Here is a 17,044-nt window from a genome sequence, read left to right as displayed (position 1 = left end):
GTGGTTAACTTGAGCAAAAAAATTTGGTGCAAATACTGCTTTACAACAGGTTTCTTTTACTGTACAACCTAAGCAAATTTTGGGACTCATTGGGCAAAATGGAGCAGGTAAAACGACTACTTTTCATAGTATTTTAAATTTTATTACTTATACAGGGCAAATAACCTGGCAGCAAAAGCAAATTACCAAACAAAATTTCAATAAAATTGGTTATTTACCTGAAGAACGTAGTTTAATGCCTAAATTAACAATTGAAGAACAAATTACTTATTTTGCTCAATTAAAGGGGATGTCTAAACAAGCTGCACGTAGCCAAATTACTACTTGGTTGGAACGATTCGCAGTTAAAGGTACTAAGAAATCAAAAATAAAAAATTTATCCAAAGGTAATCAGCAAAAAATACAATTAATCTGTACATTAATTCATCATCCACAATTGATTATTTTAGATGAACCATTTAGTGGGCTGGATCCAGTTAATGCTAGTTTATTGAAACAGGCGATCTTAACGGCTAAAAATGCCGGGGCAGCAATTATTTTTTCCAGTCATGATATGACTAACGTTGAAGAAATTTGTGATAATTTGTTGATGTTAAATAATGGTCAAGTTGTCTTGAATGGAGAATTAAAAACGGTTCGGGATTCTTTTGGTAAGACTGAGATTTTTGTCAGAACTTCCAAATCAATAGCAGAATTAAGTCAACTTCCGTACGTTTTAACGGTGGAAAAACAAGAAGAAAATCGTTATTTACTACGAATCGCTAATGAAAATTATGGTCCTGAAGTCTTTGCGGCTTTGACCCAAGGAAATTATATTGAAGAATTTAGTCAGCAACCACCAACCTTAGCTGAAATTTTTAAAATGAAAGCAGGTCAATAAGATGCGTAAATTAGGTATTGTTACTTGGCATACTTTTTATAAGCAGGTTAAATCATGGTCGTTTTTATTTTTGGTTTTGGGACCGTTTGTGGTTTTGGCATTTTCATTTGGGGCGGGTTATGCGAGTGAACAAAGTATGGATAATGCTAATCAAATTGCAGTGGTCAGTCAGCCAACTAGTCTTGGCGAGCAATTTGTCAAAACTAATTCTAAAAAAGATATTAATAGTAGTGTCAAAAACACTTCTGCAGCTCAAGCTAAGTTAAAAAGCAATAAAATTTCCGGCTACATTCAAATAAAAATTAGACAGAATCATGTCCAGGGGATTTATTATGGTCATCAAAAATTAGCGTCCCACTTAAAAACGCGCCTTCAACTTTATTTAGAGCAATTACAAAGTCAAATTAATTTGCAGAAAGCTCACTTGAATCAGCAACAAATCATCAGCTTAAATCAAAAACCCAAAATTAAAGAACTGGTTCAAAATAAAAATAATAATCAAGAAACTATTCGCTTTATCTCGCTGACGCTATTAACGCTCGTATTATATATGGTTATTTTGACCTATTCTAGCATTACGGCACAAGAAATTGCTTCAGAAAAGGGCAGTAAAGTTATTGAAGTATTACTATCAAGCGTTTCAGCTAGGAAATATTTTGTTGGCAAAATTATCGGTATTTTAGGAGTTATTTTGCTGCAAGTGGTAATTTACTTGAGTGTTGGTTTTCTGGGATTACAGTTTGCCAAGCGCTCAAGGCTTACGGCTGGATTTATGAAGCAAAATGCGAGTTTACTGGATCAGCTTTTGCCTAATTTATTAGGCATTAATTTGATATATATTTTATTGGGTATTATTTTATTCATTATTTTTGCGGCTTATTGTGGTGCTTTAGTCAAGCGCACCGAAGATGCTTCCAAGGCAACGAAACCGGTCACTGTTTTGTTAATGATCATTTTTATCGTTTTTACAATTTTTACCAACCAAGCCGACAGTGGACTAGTCATTATTTTGTCTTATATTCCAGGCTTTTCGTCCTTTTTTATGCCCTTGCGCTTGGTTAATGGTAGTGTTAGTTGGTATGGCAAGATAAGTTCACTGTTAATTTTGATAATTAGTATTGTTTTGTTGGCAATATATCTGGGAAAATCTTATCAGAAATTGATGTTACAAGCTGATAGGCAATCGATTTGGCGAAAGTTGCTGAGCAACATAAAAAATTGACTAGAATTACCCTTTAAAGTAATTTAGACTTGACTTTCCTTTTGATGATGGTAACTTAATAGAGGAGAGTGTAACAATCTAGGATGCTTTAAACTAACAGAGAGAATATAATGCTGAGAATATTCACTAAAGTATCGGTGACAATCATAATAAACCAATTCGTTTGGCAGGCGTTAACTGTAGCAGTAATTAAAGGTGGTACCGTGCAATTAATTGCACCCTTGTTTTTTAGCAAGGGTGTTTTTTAGTGAAACGGTAACATTGTTATAGCAAGATGTGACAAAAGGAAAATTCTTATAATTGGATACAAAAATTTTTTCTTGACGATGTTCCAAAAGTCCGAAGTAGGCGTTTAACTACGTTTCAAAAAAGATTATCAGTTCATGCTCAACTTCTAATGGACTTTTGTATAAACCTCTTACAAACGGTTGTCTTTTGGCTGCAATATTGAATAAATTTTTGTGTTATTTTGGATAGCAAACGAGTACTATTCTGATTGTCAAAATATTTTTAATTGTTGTTATTTTAGTTAACGATGAAGGAGGAAAAAAGATTGCGGTATCAAAAACCAAAAGGTACAGTCGATATTTTACCGGGTGAATCCCAAAAATGGCAGTTTATTGAAGCCACAGCTCAAAAGATTTTTCAAAATTATCAGTACCATGAAATTAGAACGCCCATGTTTGAACAATACGAAGTTTTTTCGCGTTCATCAGGAGATACTTCCGATATTGTTTCTAAAGAAATGTATGATTTTGAAGATAAGGGTGGTCGGCATTTGGCCTTGCGTCCTGAAGGAACAGCGGGAGTAGTCCGAGCATATGTTGAAAATAAGTTGTTTGCCCCAGAATATGTTCGCCCCTATAAAGTTTGGTATAAAGGACCGATGTTTCGTTATGAACGTCCCCAATCAGGACGACAACGTCAATTTCATCAAATTGGGATTGAAGCTTTGGGTAGTGATAGTCCGCAACTAGATGTGGAAACGATCCTCATGGCAACGAGTTTTTTAAATGAATTAGGAATTAAAGACTACCAGGTTGCTTTAAATACGTTAGGTGATCAAGAAACACGTCAAGCCTATCATCAAGCATTACTAGCTTATTTAGAACCTTTAGAAGCTGAATTGAGTGCTGATTCTAAGCTACGCCTGCATAAAAATCCATTGCGAATTTTAGATAGTAAAGATGATCATGATCAAGAATTAGTGGCACAAGCACCATCAATCTTAGATTACTTAACACCACAAGCCAAAGCGCATTTTGAACAAGTGACACAGTTATTAGATACTTTGAAAGTTCCGTATACCATTGATTCTAATATGGTGCGCGGACTTGATTATTACAACCATACGATCTATGAAATTATGGTTAAAAGTTCTGCGTTCAATAATCAAGAAATGACCGTGATTGCTGGTGGTCGTTATAATGGTTTGGTTCAACAATTAGGGGGGCCGGATGTGTCCGGGGTTGGCTTTGGCCTTGGCGTTGAACGCTTAATGTTGTTATTAGAAGCGGAAAATCAGTATTTACCAAAAATTAAGGGTCCAGATGTTTATTTAGTGAGTGTTGACCAAACGGACTCGTTAGCAGTCTCAGAATTATTAGCGCAGTTGCGCCAAGCAGGAATTTCAGCGGAACGTGATTATCTTGATAAAAAAGTTAAGGGTCAGTTTAAGCAAGCAGATCGTTTGCATGCTCAGTTCACTTTGACCATCGGTGATAGTGAATTACAAAGTCGTCAAGCCAAGTTGAAACGCTTAGCAGATGGTCAAGAAATTACAGTTAACTTAGATGATCAAGCTGATTTATTAGCCAAAATTAAAAAGGGGTAAAATGATGGAACGAACAAATTATTGTGGCTTGATTAATGAACAATATTTAAATCAAGAAGTAACTTTAGCTGGTTGGGTACAAAAAAAGCGGAATTTAGGTAATCTGATTTTTGTCGATTTACGTGATCGCGAAGGCATTGTGCAATTAGTTTTTAGTCAAGAGATCAATTCAAAAGCTTTAAAGCAAGCTGATCAATTACATTCGGAATATGTGATCAGTATTCAAGGTAAAGTAGTTGCCCGGGCGCCACAAGCGGTGAACGCTAAAATGAAAACTGGGCAGGTAGAAGTAGAAGTTAGTTCGTTAGAAATATTAAATCGGGCAAAGACCGTTCCATTTAATATTGAAGATGCTGTTGATGCGACTGAAGAAACCAAATTAAAGTACCGTTATTTGGATTTACGCCGACCAGAAATGCTAGCTGGCTTACGTATTCGTTCCCAAATTATGGCGACGGTCCATCAATATTTTGATCAACATGGTTTTATTAATGTCGAAACGCCTGATTTAGCCAAGTCGACCCCAGAAGGAGCCCGCGATTATTTAGTTCCATCGCGGGTATACCCTGGAAGTTTCTATGCTCTACCACAATCACCGCAATTATTTAAACAATTATTAATGGGTGCTGGCTTTGATCGCTATTATCAAGTCGCTCGGTGTTTTCGAGATGAGGATTTACGAGGTGATCGGCAACCAGAATTTACCCAAATTGATTTTGAAACCAGCTTTTTAAGTGCGGAACAAATTCAAAACATTACAGAAGGCTTAATTGCACAGGTCATGCACGATGTTAAAGGTATTGATGTTTCGTTACCATTTCCACGTCTAACTTGGAATGAAGCAATGGCGCGGTTTGGTTCAGATAAACCAGATACACGTTTTGGTATGGAATTACAGGACTTGAGCGAATTATTTGCCGATTCGACTTTTAAAGTTTTCCAAAATGCGTTAGCTAACAATGGTCAAGTTAAAGCAATTGTGGTAAAAAATGCTGCTGATCAATATTCACGGAAAAAAATTGAAGCCCAGCAAGAATACATTAAACGCTTTGGTGCCAAAGGTTTGGCCTGGCTGAAAGTTAATGGCGACGAACTAACGGGTCCTGTTGCAAAGTTTGTACAAGATCAAGCAGCAGTTTTAACACAACAGTTGAATTTAGCTGATAATGATTTGGTCTTATTTGTGGCTGATAGCCGTAAAGTTTGTGCCGATGCTTTAGGCTATTTGCGGAAGCATTTTGCAAAAGAATTACAGCTTTATGATGACAAGCAATTTAACTTTTTATGGATAGTTGATTGGCCTTTATTTGAATACGATGAAGGAATTGAGCGTTGGACGGCGGCACATCATCCGTTCACGATGCCTAATGAAGAAGACCTTGATTTGTTAGAAACTGATCCGCACAAGGCGCATGCACAAAGCTATGATATTGTTTTAAATGGCTATGAATTAGGTGGCGGTTCGATCCGAATTCATACTCGTGAAATCCAAGAAAAAATGTTTAAAGCTTTAGATTTCACTAAAGAACGGGCTCAAGAACAATTTGGTTTCTTATTAGATGCACTGGATTATGGTTTTCCACCTCATGGTGGCTTAGCTATTGGCTTAGATCGGTTTGCGATGTTGTTAGCACATCGGGATAATATTCGCGATGTAATTGCTTTTCCAAAGAATTCTAAGGCGTCTGAACCAATGATGCAAGCACCAGCTCCGGTGGCGCAAGCGCAATTAGACGATTTGGATTTAAATATTCAAAAATAATTGCTTGAATATTTTCTAGTTCTTTAAGCATAACTACTGAAGATTACCTCCTAAATGTTAAACTAACATTAGGAGGTAATTTTTATGTATGAAAAACAAAAAGCCGATTTAACTCCCTTGCAGTACCAAGTTACCCAAGAAAATGGGACTGAGCATCCATTTGATAATCAATATGATAATTTTTTTGAACCTGGAATTTATGTAGACATTGTTAGTGGCGAACCGTTATTTTCTTCGGCTAATAAGTATCAATCAGGCTGTGGCTGGCCAGCTTTTACTAAACCTATTCGTCCACTATCACAAAAACGTGATGCTAGTCACAATATGGAGCGAGTTGAAGTGCGCAGTAAAAAAGCTGACTCGCATTTAGGACACGTTTTTAATGATGGTCCTCAAGATCAAGGTGGTCTCCGCTATTGCATTAACTCTGCAGCTTTGAAATTTATTCCGTTAGCTCAAATGGAACAGGCTGGTTATGGACAATATCTGGATCAGGTTGAAAAGTCTCGGGATTAGACTTTTTTTCTAAAAATAGTGTGTTAAAGTAGTTATGCAAACAATTTTAATGGATAAGGACTTTAACATATTTTATGAAAGAGCTGGAACGAGTTTTAAAACACTATCGAACTTTAACCAAATTATCTGTAGCTTTAGTTTATGCATTATGTGTTTCGATTGCGGTTAATATTTTTTGGACACCAGGGCACATTTATGGTTCAGGAATCACGGGCTTTGCTCAATTAATTTCTACTATTTTGAGTCGGGGGCTTTCATTATCAGTTCCAGTAGCCTTTTTGTATGCTTTGCTGAATTTGCCGTTATTAATTCTATCTTGGAAAAAAATTGGGCACAATTTTACGATTTTTACTGTGGTTGCGGTTTGTCTGTCCACCGTTTTAATGCGGTCATTGCCACCAGTCAAAGTTCAGTTTGATCCTATTATTTGTGCGATTTTTGGTGGTGTATTTAACGGCTTTGGAACTGGTTTAGCTTTAAAAAACGAACTATCCACGGGTGGGTTAGATATTATTGGGATTGTATTACGTAAAAAAGTTGGTAAAAGCGTTGGTAATATTAATTTAGCCTTTAATTTAGTGATTGTTATTGGTTCCGGATTTTTATTTGGCTGGGTACATGCACTTTATACGATTTTAGGCATCTTTGTCAATAGTCGCTTGATTGATGCGTTGTATACGCGGGATCAAAAATTACAGGTTATTATTGTCACTTCACACCCCAAGCAAGTGGTTCATGATTTACAAAAAGAAATGCGACGGGGGATTACAATTATTAATGATGTTGAAGGCGCGTATCGGCATACACAAAAAACAATGCTGTTTACGGTGATTTCGCAATATGAATTACCAATCTTTCGACAAGCTATGCATCATGCTGACCCTTACTCTTTTGTCAGCATTACCGAAGCAAAAATGATTATGGGGCGTTTTTATCAGGAACATATTTATTGAAATTATATTAATTTTATAAGATTGAGTGTTGGTGATTAAAGTCATCAACGCTTTTTAGTTTCTAAGGTAAAATTGTTTTTGATAATAAATTTTCCACGCCGTAATTATTAGTTAATAAGTGTAAATAATTTAGTCCTGAATTGTCAAATCAAGTGCAACAATCCAGGAAATCTAACTTAAGGCTTTGAATTGTTGTTGAAAACATTCTAATGCTGAATGATAATTGAGTATTTTTCGGTATCTTTGATTAAGAACTAATTGGATCTTTTGAATTGTCTAAATCGAATATTTACGCAGTGATTGGCCTTTCGGTATGAACTCTCTGATTAAGCCATTTTGATTTTCATTACTGCCTCTTGCCTATGGTGAATAAAGGATGTGCATAATAAATCTGTGGCCCCCTTAACTTGATCTAATAACCGGAATTCTGAATCATTATCAAACGTAATACTTTTTAAGACTTGTGGCGTTTTATCAACTACTGCTTGTAAAGCTTGCAGACAAGTTTGGGCATGATAATTAGGAATTTTAACTATGATTTCATACCTAGTCTGACGTTCGGTTAATGTTAGAAGTGCCGGTTCACTGGCCTGGCGCTTACCTTTGACCAAATCACCTTCCCAATGACCAAAAGTTGTCCGTTCTTGAACCTCATAAGGGCGTTGTTCAATTTAGGTTCCGGCTAACCGCTTGTTTTTTCGCTCGTGAGCATGTTTGCAGTCTTTAACATGTCTGCGCATTTTAGCAGGTAAATCAATGTTCTTAATTTTTAAACGATTTTGGTCGATATAGCGGTAAATGGTTGGAGTTGAAGGACAATGTTCCTGAGGATAAACTTTTTTGAAATAATGTACTAGACTATCAATACTTTCAACTCGTGGCCTTTTATGCAAAGCTTTAGTTAAGAATATGAAGAAGAAGCGACAGAACCCATTCTAATCCGTGGGAATGACAGTTTTGTCGCTTTTTTTCATGGATAATCTGTGCAGTATCAGCATAATAATGACTAACAAAGAAATAATTGAAATTCCTTTGTAGAGTGGATCCACGCTGAATTTCGCGATAGATAGTACTACGTGAACGTTTTAATTTACGTGCAATATCTGCGTAAGAAAAACCTAAATCATAATATGCTTGGATTTTACCTCTTTCTTCAGGAGAGAGTTGTTGATAATGGTGTTGCGTGTTAGACTTAGATTGGGTCATGGAGAATTACCTACCTTTTTGTTTGATCACTTTAAGTTTAGGTCTCCATGGCCTATTTGTATACTTCTATTTTTGTTACATTTATGTTTTACATCCTTCTAATTTAGATTTGACTTTTTTAATCTGATGGCTATAATATTAAACATAATTAATCTTTTTATGAAAGAATGCCTTTTTAATTTATTCGGTACAAAGTTAATATTGGTAAGTTTTACAATTAAGCTAGCCACATTTTTAAAGAAACAATGATATATAAATTAGGTATTACTAAATTTCACATACTATTGTTTGTCAACTTTGCATTTCCATCAAATTGTTAATAATTGGTTGAAATGTGGAGATAAAGTTAAAAGGCTAATGTCTTCTATGTCTATAGTTTTGAAACTGTTAAGAAATATTAATCAATAAGTAGATCAACTGTGATTGATCTTTTTTAGGAACGCTTTTTTAATTTTTATTAAAAAATAAATTTAATTTAATAGGAGTTACAAAATAATTATGGAAATTAATAAAACTGACTTGTCAAAATTAGTAGATGAACAATTCAATGTATTGTCCAGTAATTCGGTTTTTCTAGAAAATAAAATAGAATTAAAAAATAAAATAAAGAATTCAATTGTAAAGCAAATTCCTTTGAAAATTAAATTAGGATTAGATCCATCTGCACCAGATATACATTTGGGGCATTATGTTGTTTTAAAAAAATTGCGTCAATTTCAAGATTTTGGTCATATAATACAGTTAGTTATTGGTGATTTTACTGGAAAAATAGGAGACCCAACAGGAAAGTCTGAAGCTAGAGTTCAATTGAGTGATTCAGAAGTTAAGAAAAATGCAAAGACTTACGTTGAACAATTTTCTAAAGTTTTAGATATTTCTAAAGTTGAATTATATTATAATTCAACTTGGTCTAATAAAATGAAGGCTGATTTTTTTGTGGAATTATTGTCTACAACTACTGTTGCTAGAATGTTAGAACGTAATGATTTTCAAAAAAGATTTTCTATGCATACTCCTATTTACCTGCATGAATTCTTATACCCACTATTTCAAGGATATGACTCTGTGGCATTACACTCAGACGTTGAAATAGGGGGGAATGATCAACAGTATAATTTATTGATGGGGAGAAAGCTTCAGGAACATTTTGGACAAGAGAAACAAGTTGTCATGACTTTACCTTTACTTGTTGGTCTTGATGGTAAAGATAAAATGTCAAAATCTAAGAATAATTATATAGGTGTAACTGATAATCCAAACGACATGTTTGGAAAAGTTATGTCTTTACCGGATCAACTAATTCCTGATTACTTTAAATTAGTCTCTACTTTAAAAAAAGATGATTTAGATAATATTTTACATGATCTAAAAACTAAGAATCCTAAGGATATTAAGAAAATTTTGGCTAAAGATATTGTGACACAATTTTATTCAGAATCTATGGCAAATTCGGCAGAGAAAGAATTTGAAGAAGTATTTAAGAAAAACGGCATACCTCAAGATATTAAAGAATTCAAGTGGACAGATGATAATACTGAAGTAAATGTTATAAATCTTTTTTATAAAGTTGGTTTGGTGAAATCAAAGAGTGAGGCTAAGAGACTTATTTTGGGTGGAGGAATAAGAATTAATTCTCATAAAGTAATTAGTCCTGATTTAAATGTCTTTATGGAAGATGGTATTGTTTTACAGATTGGTAAAAGAAAGTTTTTGAAGATTATAATGTAAATTTTTGGGATGAGTGATAAGTTAATGCATTATGTTTAATTTGTTATATTCAATTTATACTTCTTGTAGGTTACTTATTTTTTAATATATTATTTTAGTGTGATTTAATTTATGGATAGGTTTATTGAGCTTAATAGAAACTTAAAATTAAGAATATTAACAGTCTTTATAACAACTCTTGTTACTAGTTCTATATATCCATTTATAACTATTTATTATACGAATTCTTTTGGACTTAAATTACAATAATAAGTTAGCCACTTTCTAAAAAACTTAAAGATAAAGTGTTTCGGTAATCATTCAGTTCTAAATTAAGTCATTTGCTTTTGCTGTGCTTTTCTTAATTCTCTTTGGAAAGCAACTGCTGGTGTGATTTGTGCTGTTTGGTTCGGAGTTTAGTTTTCATAGCTAAGTCTAAGTTTCTAACCTCTAATAACTGCTTATCAATGTAATTATAGAGAGTTTTAGTGCAAATCATTTCATCTGCAGTGAATAGTTGATTACTTTTAGCAAAGCCTACGGCGACATCTGGTGACCAATTATCTTGATAAAAATGATCATCAAAGAATGCTAGAAAATCAGTTACTTGCTTGAACTTCAAGGGACGACCACAGTTCTTACGATTATTTGAATACCGTTTCTGAGATGCCTCAGGACTATAAATATAGAAGTAGTAGATCTTGCCGTTAACTTTTTTAACTTGCTTAACTTGACCACGTTTCAATTCATTATTAATAGTTTGATGAGCAACACCAAGTTGTCGAGCGATGGCTCTAGCAGAGTAGCTCTGTTCATGTAAAATAGCAACTTTGCCACGTTCCTACTCATATAAATACTTTCCTTTACGGCGGGATGTGTTAAGATATTCATGCACCAAGATAAAATCCTCTTTTCATATGGTTGTAGGAACTTTAATGATACTGGATTTTTATCTTGGTGTCTTTTATTTTTTTAAGTGGCTAACTTAATTGTAAAACTTACAAAAATTAAAAGGGTAACTTAGATAATGAATGCCAAATAAATGATGCCTAACATCAAGCACAAAGATATTGTTCAAGTCTTTATCAGTTCTTATTAGACAAGTCTAGTTCATGATCAAAATAAATTACTTAAAATTATTATTGAAACAGGTTTTTCAACTGAAGCGCAAATCAATAAAGTCGATCAATTGGCAGAACAAATTCTAGTTGATGCGATTGAAACGCATAAAGATTTTATGTTAGCTGATGCAGCTGGGTGGGAATTTTTAAAATATTTAAAAAATTGTTAATAAGCGCTCAGATGTGCATGATTCTAATAATGAGTACAGTTATGATGGTTAATGCTGTTTGAAACCACTAAGAAAATTTTGGCAGATACCAAGAGAGTGGGACAAAAAGAATTGCTCGTAAATTTTGACGAACATTTTCTTCTTAAATAATGTTCCAAAAGTCAGAAAGTTTGTAGTTAACTGTGTCCAGCATTAAAGCAAAAGTTCGCACTTTAGTGCTGGACACAACTAGTACTCAACTTAATTAGTCTCAATCCCTTAGTTTGCATAAAGATTTAGTTTTTAATTAATATCAAAACTATTTAAGTTTAGTTGGTCTTCAATGATTGCGGCAACTTCTTCAATTGACTTATTAGCGACATTAATGACTAAGCAACCTAATTTGTGGTAGAGGTCGTTCGCGTATTTTAATTCTTGTTGAATTTTATCGCTGCTGGAATAATTAGTTTGAGCTTGTAAACCATAGGAAATCATGCGTTGCTCGCGAATTTTACGCAATACTTCTTCATCATTAGTTAAGCCAACAATTTTATGAGGATCAACTTGCCACAATTCTTTTGGTAATTGGACTTTGGGTACAAGAGGTAAGTTCATTACTTTGATTTGTTGGTTGGCTAAATAAAAAGTTAGTGGTGTTTTAGAGGTTCGAGAAATCCCGAGTAAAACGACGTCAGCTTCTAGCATACTATGCGGATTTTTACCGTCATCATTTTCCGCTGCAAAGTCAATTGCCGCAATGCGTTTAAAATATTGGGCACTTAATTTGCGTGCCGCTCCGATTTCATGGGAAGCTTTCTGATGAGTAAAAGCTTCGATGGTGGCTAAGTAAGGACTTAAAATATCAAAACATAGCATTTTTTGATCATGTTGAAAATCTTTGACTACTTGATCAAATTTTTGATTACTGAGAGTATAAAAAATAATCGCTTGGTCATTTTGCGCTTGTTGAAGAATATGTTTTAATTTATCAATATCATTGATAAATGGATAACGTTTTTGGATCATTTTAATATCAGGAAACTGCGCTAACATGGAGCGGGAAAAGTTCGCGGTCGTTTCACCTGAAGAGTCTGAAATTGCATAAACTATTTGTTGCAAAGTCTTTCACCTACCGTTTTTCTTTCAAATTAGCATTTTTTTTCGAAAAAAGCTAGTGAAAGTCAGTAAATTATGGTTTCAACTTCGCGTATTGTTTGTTATACTAGTTAAGAACTGTTTTAATAAACGGTTACGTAATGAAGCGGAAGGAGGGATATCATATGGCTAAGACAGTTGTTCGTGAGAACGAGTCTCTTGATGATGCTCTTCGTCGGTTTAAACGTTCTGTTTCTAAGAGTGGTACTCTTCAAGAATACCGTAAACGTGAGTTTTACGAGAAACCTAGTGTAAAACGTAAGTTGAAGTCTGAAGCTGCACGTAAGCGCAATAAGAAGAGAAGAAGACGTTAAGAATTCGGGGTGTGATAGGAATGTCCCTCACTGATCAATTAATGACTGACATGAAAGTTGCCATGAAAAGTCATGACAAGACCGGTTTGTCAGTTATCAGAATGCTTAAATCAGCTTTGATGAACAAAAAGATCGAAGTCGGTCATGATTTAACTGCTGATGAAGAAAATCAAGTAGTTGTTTCACAAATGAAGCAACAGAAGGATTCTTTAGCAGAATTTCAAAAGGGTCAACGTGAAGATTTAGTTGCTGATACTAAATCACAGATGGCTATTTTAGAAAAGTACATGCCACAACAACTATCCGAATCTGAAATTCGTCAACTGGTTCAACAAACTGCCACTGACATAGGCGCAGAATCAAAAGCTGATTTTGGTAAATTGATGAAGTCTGTGATGGCGCAAGTTAAAGGTCAAGCAGATGGTTCATTGGTTAATAAAATTGTCAAAGAAGTACTGCAATAATGTAGTAAGGTTAAAGTATTTTTTACTTTAGCCTTTTTCTTTAACCTGAATTTGTAATAAAATAATATCAGTATTGTATTTAAAAATTAAAATTAAGCCGATAAGAAATGTTTTACAATAATTGGAGCCTGAGATTATGAACATTATTTATTGCGCTCCACAGGTTAGTAACTTGGGTCTCGGACACATTTTGATTCATTAACAATGACAGGAGTAATTTTATTTGACAGATGAGATAACAAAATCATTTCAATTATTAAATAATGATGAAGCTGTGATTTTTGGCAGTAATGACACTAATTTAACAATTTTGGCAGAAAAATTAGGCGTTCAACTTCATCCTTTTGGTAATCAGGTTGATATTATTGGCTCAAGTCAGCCTGTTAATTTGGCTTTGCAAATTTTAAAAGTTTTGAGTCGCTTGCACCGCTCAGGAATTCAAATTGGTCAAGCTGATGTTGTTAGTGCCGTACAAATGGCTCAAGATGGCACTTTAGAGTACTTTGAAGATTTGTACAATGAAGTTCTACTACGTGATGCGAAGGGGAAACCCATTCGAGTACGTAATTTAGGTCAGCGGCGCTATATCAAAACAATTCAAAAAAATGATATCACTTTTGGGATTGGACCGGCAGGAACGGGGAAAACTTACTTAGCAGTGGTTATGGCAGTAGCAGCTTTAAAAAAAGGACGTGTTAAAAAATTAATTTTAACCCGTCCAGCTGTTGAAGCTGGTGAAAATTTAGGTTTTTTACCTGGTGACTTAAAAGAAAAAGTGGATCCTTATTTACGTCCCATTTATGATGCCCTTTATTCGATTTTGGGAACTGAACAAACTAATCGATATTTAGAACGTGAAATTATCGAAATTGCCCCGCTTGCTTATATGCGGGGGCGAACGCTTGACGAAGCTTTCGTTTTATTGGATGAAGCGCAAAATACTACACATGAACAAATGAAAATGTTTTTAACGCGCTTAGGTTTTGGTTCTAAAATGGTTGTGAATGGTGATCCAACGCAGATTGATTTACCACGACGTTCACCGAGTGGACTATTACAAGTGCAACAAATTTTACGGCATTTACCACACATTGGTTTTGTTGATTTTCAAGCTAGTGATGTGGTACGTCACCCAGTAGTGGCGGAAGTTATTGCAGCTTATGCCAAAGTTAATAGGAGTAAAGCATGAACTTAGATATTTATGATGAGCAGCATTTGGTTGATCAACCGCATATCAAATTAGCGCAAAAGTTGTTTGACTATGGTGCTAAAAAAATTAACTTGCCTGAGAATACCGAAGCATCTATCACTTTTTGTACTTCTGAGCAAATTCATCAAATCAATAAAGAGTATCGTCAAACAGATCGGCCAACTGATGTTATCAGTTTTGCAATTGAAGATGGTGATGATGATGGCATTAGTTCACAAGCGTTGGCTGAAGAATTTGGTATTCCCCGTAACATTGGCGATTTATTTATTTGTCCAGAGGTTGTCACCAAACAAGCTCAAGATTATGGTCATTCATTTGATCGTGAATTTGGCTATACTGTTGTGCACGGCTTATTACACTTGTCTGGTTGGGATCACATTCAAACGCAAGAAGCAGAGAAAATGTTTAGTTTACAGCGTGAAATTTTAGAAGATTTTGGGTTGAAACGTTGAGTAAAGGAGAAAATTAATGATTGAGACTAATAGTTTAATGAAATTAGCAACTGAAATGTTAGCTAAAGCTTATACACCTTATTCACATTTTCAAGTAGGAGCAGCGCTCTTGACTATTGATGACCAGCTATTTGGGGGCTGTAATATTGAAAATGCTTCTTATGGTTTAACTAATTGTGCGGAACGGACCGCGATTTTTCAAGCAGTTGCCCAAGGACATCAAAATTTTCAGGCGTTATTAATTACTGGTAGAACTGATGGTCCCATCGCGCCTTGTGGTGCTTGTCGACAAGTTATTAGTGAATTCTGTGATCCTAAAATGCCAGTTTTTTTAACTAATCAAGCGGGGGCTTTTCAAGAAGTCACTGTTGAACAATTATTACCAGGAGCCTTCTCAACAGGAGATCTAAATCATGAAGGATAATTTTCGTTCCGGATTTGTGGCAATTATTGGTAAGCCCAATGTTGGTAAATCAACTTTTATGAACCGTATTTTGGGTAGTGAGATTTCCATCATTTCACCGAAAGCTCAAACAACGCGTAATAAAATTCAAGGAATCTATACAGATGATGATCAGCAGATCATCTTCGTTGATACTCCGGGTGTTCATGCGCCTAAAAATAGTTTGGATCAATATATGGATCAAGCAGCTTATTCAGCGCTAAATGAAGTAGATTTAGTATTGTTAATGGTTAGTGCTAAAGACTTTGTTGATGATGGTATCCAAAAAATTATTACTAAACTAGCTACAATTAAAGTACCAGTTTTCTTAGTAATCAATAAGATTGATTTGGTTCATCCTGATAGTTTATTGCCGTTAATTGATCAATATCGGTCTCTGCTTGATTTTAGTGAAGTGTTTCCAATTTCGGCGACACAGGGAAATAATGTATCGGAATTGTTACAGACTATTGGACAAAAATTACCTGTAGGACCACAATATTATCCAGAGGATCAAATTAGTGATCACCCAGAATACTTTGTAGTAGCTGAAATTATTCGTGAGAAAATCTTGGAATTGACGCGTCAAGAAGTTCCGCATGCTGTTGCTGTGATGGTAGAGCAGATGAATCAACGAGTTAACAATAAATTACAAATTGAGGCTACAATTTATGTTGAGCGTGATAGCCAAAAGAAGATTGTAATTGGTAGTAAAGGTTCGATGCTCAAACAAGTAGGTATTCGCTCACGACGCAAGTTAGAGGAACTTTTAGGAGAAAAAATTAATTTAAAATTATGGGTTAAGGTTCAAAAAAATTGGCGTGAAGATCCCTTATTTTTAGCTCGCGTGGGCTACTCAGTGAAAGATTTGAAGTAAAAATGGTTTTAAAACGGGATCAAACTTTTCAAGGCTTAGTTTTACGTAATCAAGATTATCATGAAAATGACCAATTAGTTTGGTTGTTGACGGATCAATTCGGCATTGTAACTTTTTTAGTTCGTGGTGTAAAAAAAGATCGTTCTAAACAGCGCAGTTTGGTGTTGCCATTTACTTTTGGTCGATACCAAGGAGTGATTAATGAGAACGGTTTTTCTTATCTGAGTGATGCTTTAAACCTTCAACAATTACGAAATGTGGCACAAGATATTGAACTGAATGCTTATGTAACATATATTAATGATTTAGTGTTGCGGGCTTTTAGCGAACAGCTGGTTTCTGTAACTTGGTTTAAACAAATTTTAACGGCACAGAAATTAATTGACCGTTATTTGGATCCGGAAATTATTACTAACATTATAGAAATTCAATTACTCAAGCCATTTGGAGTAGCTCCCAATTTGACAAGTTGCGTAATTGGTGGTGAACGGCAAGGGATTTTTGATTATTCTTTAAATTTGGGTGGAATTTTATGTTCCAAGCATTGGTTAAAAGATCAGCATCGCTTGCATTTAGATCCTAAAGTTGTTGCTTATTTGCGTTTTTTTGTACGTTTGAATTTACAAAAGGTTGGAAAAATTCAAGTTGCTGTACCTATTAAAGCTCAATTGAGGAAAACGTTGGATCTAATTTATCAAGATAATGTTGGTGTTTATCCGAAAAGTAAAAAGTTTATTGATCAAATGTTTCGTTGGCAATTGTAGTTTTGTACCCTTAAAG

16 protein-coding genes and 2 pseudogenes are annotated in these 17,044 nt (G+C 34.7%); 15 read left to right on the top strand and 3 right to left on the bottom strand.

Features of this window, described 5'->3' with window-relative positions:
- The first annotated feature begins 76 nt into the window (after positions 1–76).
- From AC3B7A_RS00340 to AC3B7A_RS00310, 7 genes are all read left to right on the top strand, one after another.
- Complete coding sequence (locus AC3B7A_RS00340; protein ID WP_489756502.1) at positions 77–880, top strand: ABC transporter ATP-binding protein; 804 nt, start codon at positions 77–79, stop codon at positions 878–880.
- 1 nt (position 881) lies between these two features.
- Positions 882–2,102 carry an ABC transporter permease gene (locus tag AC3B7A_RS00335; protein ID WP_489755789.1) on the top strand — a complete coding sequence of 407 codons (1,221 nt, stop codon included), beginning with the start codon at positions 882–884 and terminating at the stop codon, positions 2,100–2,102.
- Positions 2,103–2,212: 110 nt separating this feature from the next.
- Positions 2,213–2,350, top strand: a complete 138-nt coding sequence (locus AC3B7A_RS00330) for a hypothetical protein (RefSeq protein WP_489755788.1) — start codon at positions 2,213–2,215, stop codon at positions 2,348–2,350.
- Between the two features lie 305 nt (positions 2,351–2,655).
- Positions 2,656–3,936 carry a histidine--tRNA ligase gene (gene hisS / locus AC3B7A_RS00325; RefSeq protein ID WP_489755787.1) on the top strand — a complete coding sequence of 427 codons (1,281 nt, stop codon included), beginning with the start codon at positions 2,656–2,658 and terminating at the stop codon, positions 3,934–3,936.
- Between the two features lie 4 nt (positions 3,937–3,940).
- Positions 3,941–5,698: an aspartate--tRNA ligase gene (gene aspS / locus AC3B7A_RS00320; RefSeq protein WP_489755786.1), complete on the top strand. Its 1,758-nt coding sequence runs from the start codon at positions 3,941–3,943 to the stop codon at positions 5,696–5,698.
- Between the two features lie 84 nt (positions 5,699–5,782).
- Positions 5,783–6,214, top strand: a complete 432-nt coding sequence (gene msrB / locus AC3B7A_RS00315) for a peptide-methionine (R)-S-oxide reductase MsrB (RefSeq protein ID WP_489755785.1) — start codon at positions 5,783–5,785, stop codon at positions 6,212–6,214.
- A 74-nt stretch (positions 6,215–6,288) separates the two neighbouring features.
- Entirely contained in the window at positions 6,289–7,167 is an 879-nt protein-coding gene (locus AC3B7A_RS00310) for a YitT family protein (protein ID WP_489755784.1), read from the top strand.
- Positions 7,168–7,338: 171 nt separating this feature from the next.
- On the opposite strand, the pseudogene AC3B7A_RS00305 reads toward AC3B7A_RS00310, so the two are convergent.
- Positions 7,339–8,373, bottom strand: a pseudogene (locus AC3B7A_RS00305) (IS30 family transposase).
- A 498-nt stretch (positions 8,374–8,871) separates the two neighbouring features.
- Between AC3B7A_RS00305 and tyrS the strand changes: the two are divergent.
- Complete coding sequence (tyrS, locus tag AC3B7A_RS00300; RefSeq protein WP_489755783.1) at positions 8,872–10,101, top strand: tyrosine--tRNA ligase; 1,230 nt, start codon at positions 8,872–8,874, stop codon at positions 10,099–10,101.
- A gap of 364 nt (positions 10,102–10,465) precedes the next feature.
- On the opposite strand, the pseudogene AC3B7A_RS00295 reads toward tyrS, so the two are convergent.
- A pseudogene (locus tag AC3B7A_RS00295) lies at positions 10,466–10,975 on the bottom strand (transposase); the annotation flags it as partial.
- Positions 10,976–11,653: 678 nt separating this feature from the next.
- Positions 11,654–12,469: a pyruvate, water dikinase regulatory protein gene (locus AC3B7A_RS00290; RefSeq protein WP_489755782.1), complete on the bottom strand. Its 816-nt coding sequence runs from the start codon at positions 12,467–12,469 to the stop codon at positions 11,654–11,656.
- A gap of 161 nt (positions 12,470–12,630) precedes the next feature.
- Here AC3B7A_RS00290 and rpsU point away from each other — a divergent pair, with 161 nt between their 5' ends.
- From rpsU to recO, 7 genes are all read left to right on the top strand, one after another.
- Positions 12,631–12,819 (top strand): 30S ribosomal protein S21, encoded by a 189-nt coding sequence (gene rpsU, locus AC3B7A_RS00285; protein WP_249512765.1) that lies wholly within the window; start codon positions 12,631–12,633, stop codon positions 12,817–12,819.
- A gap of 20 nt (positions 12,820–12,839) precedes the next feature.
- Positions 12,840–13,283: a GatB/YqeY domain-containing protein gene (locus tag AC3B7A_RS00280; RefSeq protein WP_489755781.1), complete on the top strand. Its 444-nt coding sequence runs from the start codon at positions 12,840–12,842 to the stop codon at positions 13,281–13,283.
- Between the two features lie 223 nt (positions 13,284–13,506).
- On the top strand, positions 13,507–14,472 hold the full coding sequence (locus AC3B7A_RS00275; protein WP_489755780.1) for a PhoH family protein: 966 nt from the start codon (positions 13,507–13,509) through the stop codon (positions 14,470–14,472).
- Positions 14,469–14,945, top strand: a complete 477-nt coding sequence (gene ybeY / locus AC3B7A_RS00270) for an rRNA maturation RNase YbeY (protein ID WP_489755779.1) — start codon at positions 14,469–14,471, stop codon at positions 14,943–14,945. The genes AC3B7A_RS00275 and ybeY overlap by 4 nt, the downstream gene beginning before the upstream one ends.
- 16 nt (positions 14,946–14,961) lie before the next feature.
- The gene (locus AC3B7A_RS00265; protein WP_489755778.1) at positions 14,962–15,369 is read left to right on the top strand and encodes a cytidine deaminase; all 408 of its coding nucleotides are present in this window, start codon (positions 14,962–14,964) and stop codon (positions 15,367–15,369) included.
- Entirely contained in the window at positions 15,359–16,264 is a 906-nt protein-coding gene (gene era, locus AC3B7A_RS00260; protein WP_489755777.1) for a GTPase Era, read from the top strand. Before AC3B7A_RS00265 ends, era begins: the two co-directional genes overlap by 11 nt.
- Positions 16,265–16,266: 2 nt before the next feature.
- Complete coding sequence (gene recO / locus AC3B7A_RS00255) at positions 16,267–17,028, top strand: DNA repair protein RecO (RefSeq protein ID WP_489755776.1); 762 nt, start codon at positions 16,267–16,269, stop codon at positions 17,026–17,028.
- Positions 17,029–17,044 lie beyond the last annotated feature (16 nt).

This window comes from Bombilactobacillus sp. ESL1202 (assembly GCF_058107125.1).
Note: the sequence above shows the minus strand (reverse complement) of the source record. Positions and strands in the feature narration are given on the sequence as shown.

Coding starts and splice junctions, on each gene's coding strand:
- AC3B7A_RS00335 (WP_489755789.1), top strand. CDS start 882: ATGCGTAAATTAGGTATTGTTACTTGGCATACTTTTTATAAGCAGGTT.
- AC3B7A_RS00330 (WP_489755788.1), top strand. CDS start 2,213: ATGCTGAGAATATTCACTAAAGTATCGGTGACAATCATAATAAACCAA.
- aspS (WP_489755786.1), top strand. CDS start 3,941: ATGGAACGAACAAATTATTGTGGCTTGATTAATGAACAATATTTAAAT.
- msrB (WP_489755785.1), top strand. CDS start 5,783: ATGTATGAAAAACAAAAAGCCGATTTAACTCCCTTGCAGTACCAAGTT.
- AC3B7A_RS00310 (WP_489755784.1), top strand. CDS start 6,289: ATGAAAGAGCTGGAACGAGTTTTAAAACACTATCGAACTTTAACCAAA.
- tyrS (WP_489755783.1), top strand. CDS start 8,872: ATGGAAATTAATAAAACTGACTTGTCAAAATTAGTAGATGAACAATTC.
- rpsU (WP_249512765.1), top strand. CDS start 12,631: ATGGCTAAGACAGTTGTTCGTGAGAACGAGTCTCTTGATGATGCTCTT.
- AC3B7A_RS00280 (WP_489755781.1), top strand. CDS start 12,840: ATGTCCCTCACTGATCAATTAATGACTGACATGAAAGTTGCCATGAAA.
- ybeY (WP_489755779.1), top strand. CDS start 14,469: ATGAACTTAGATATTTATGATGAGCAGCATTTGGTTGATCAACCGCAT.
- AC3B7A_RS00265 (WP_489755778.1), top strand. CDS start 14,962: ATGATTGAGACTAATAGTTTAATGAAATTAGCAACTGAAATGTTAGCT.
- era (WP_489755777.1), top strand. CDS start 15,359: ATGAAGGATAATTTTCGTTCCGGATTTGTGGCAATTATTGGTAAGCCC.
- recO (WP_489755776.1), top strand. CDS start 16,267: ATGGTTTTAAAACGGGATCAAACTTTTCAAGGCTTAGTTTTACGTAAT.